The 1,319-nt window shown below is 62.0% G+C and carries 1 protein-coding gene and 2 pseudogenes; 2 read left to right on the top strand and 1 reads right to left on the bottom strand.

Annotated features, from left to right (window positions below; all coding sequences use genetic code 11):
- A pseudogene (locus tag EOA78_RS36365) lies at positions 1 to 731 on the top strand (hypothetical protein); the annotation flags it as partial.
- A 42-nt stretch (positions 732 to 773) separates the two neighbouring features.
- Positions 774 to 1,061 (top strand): hypothetical protein, encoded by a 288-nt coding sequence (locus EOA78_RS35500; protein WP_127320360.1) that lies wholly within the window; start codon positions 774 to 776, stop codon positions 1,059 to 1,061.
- A gap of 131 nt (positions 1,062 to 1,192) precedes the next feature.
- Here EOA78_RS35500 and EOA78_RS37655 read toward each other — a convergent pair.
- A pseudogene (locus EOA78_RS37655) lies at positions 1,193 to 1,319 on the bottom strand (PilZ domain-containing protein); the annotation flags it as partial.

Here is a 1,319-nt window from a genome sequence, read left to right as displayed (position 1 = left end):
ACACCACCACGAGCGACGACAGCTCTACTGCGGCCGCCGCTTCCGACACCACCACGAGCGACGACAGCTCTACTGCGGCCGCCGCTTCCGATACCACCATCAGCGACGACAGCGCTACTGCGACCACCGCTTCCGACACCACAGCGAGCGACGACAGCGCTACTGCGGCCGCCGCTTCCCGTCCCACGACCAGCAATGGCGGTGTCCGTGGTGCCGATGCGACCCATGCAGCCGCCGGCGCCGACTGGGCGGCAGACCATGACGGCAACGACACCTCCCATGTCGACAATGGCGGCGAAAAGGCAGGCAGCAGTGTCGACCGGGTGTTGGCCGCCCTTTCTGGCGGCTCGGAGTCGCTCGCCGGTTCGCACGATAAGACGGCCGGCAACGGGTTCGCCCACACCGTCGAGGATAATGAAAATGTCGGTGCCAACGCTAGCAAGGGCGGCGCCGCCGAGATCATGTCCGGCCGCGGAGGGCACGACGCCTTCGACTTCAGCTGGCTCCAGGAAAAGCTGCAAGACAAGCCTCACTTCGACCAGGCCTTCTTTGACGGGCTCAAGTCGGGAGGGGAGTCATCCGACGCTCTGTCTACGGCTGCGCATGATCGTTCCGACCATGTCAGTTACGACAGTTCAACCGGGTCGCTCTCTTTGGACAGCGACGGGACGGGAGATGCAGCTCAAACGCAGCTCGCCAGCCATTTCCCATGGCAGCATCATTCGCTGTGACCTGAAGGAGCTACGGGCGGGAAATTAGATAAGGCTCGGCCTTTGTTCACCTCGAAGAACATTGGCCGGGTCGTTCCCGTGCCGGCCATCATTCATTTTCCCAGAAATCCCCGCGGCGAAATACAGATCATACTGGCGTCGCGGGATTGCTACCGCAATTCCGCAAAGTCCGAACGGAGCTTCTCATCGAGGACGATGGCTTCGCCGTTGATGAGGCCTCGCCCGGTGAAGACGCCGCGCCTGGGCAAGTACATCGTCGTCTGGAAAAAGGGCGACGACGGGACATGGCGCCTGCATCGGGACATCTGGAATTTAGGTGCGGCCCAATAGGGATTTGATATCCAGGACCTCATCGGCCGCCTTGGCGACCAGTACGGCTGCATGCACTGGGATCTGGTGCTCTATTGCCATGCCAGTTGAAATCTCTGGTACGCCCAAGGCGGAGGCGTGGTTAAAGGGATTTAGCCGTAGTGCCAGTGGGGCTTGGGCTCGGTGCCGGTGAACATGATGCCGATGCGGTCTTCGCGGCGCCAGCGGACCACTGCCTTGTAGGCGATGCCGTCGGTCGGCACATAGAGCAGGAACTCG

The sequence above is a fragment of the Mesorhizobium sp. M5C.F.Cr.IN.023.01.1.1 genome (assembly GCF_003997585.1).
Taxonomy (GTDB): Bacteria; Pseudomonadota; Alphaproteobacteria; order Rhizobiales; family Rhizobiaceae; genus Mesorhizobium; species Mesorhizobium wenxiniae.
This window is presented reverse-complemented; position numbering and strand designations above follow the sequence as displayed.